Source organism: Virgibacillus sp. 7505 (assembly GCF_002272135.1).
In the GTDB taxonomy this organism is placed as follows: Bacteria; Bacillota; Bacilli; order Bacillales; family Amphibacillaceae; genus Terribacillus.
This window is the reverse complement of sequence record NZ_NPBF01000504.1, coordinates 1-207: the sequence shown is the minus strand read 5'-3', so window position 1 is coordinate 207 and position 207 is coordinate 1. Positions and strand designations below refer to the sequence as shown.

Here is a 207-nt window from a genome sequence, read left to right as displayed (position 1 = left end):
CCCCTTCAGATACACCAAGAATGACTGGTGATTTTTCCTCTTCTGCCGCCTGCAAAATCGCTTGCGTAAATTCTAGGTTGTTCACATTAAACTGCCCGACCGCATACTTTTCTGCTTTTGCTTTGTTCAGCATTTCTTTCATAGATACTAAAGGCATGGTTGTCCTCCTTAAATTCGTCTGCATAGGGGTGGTCGATCATATAAAGC

Annotated in this window: 1 protein-coding gene; it reads right to left on the bottom strand. The window is 43.0% G+C overall.

The window, feature by feature from the left end; genetic code table 11:
* Positions 1–157 (bottom strand): class II fructose-bisphosphate aldolase (locus CHH91_RS19970; protein ID WP_176465920.1); only part of this gene is annotated, 157 nt, incomplete at its 3' end.
* Positions 158–207: the final 50 nt, after the last annotated feature.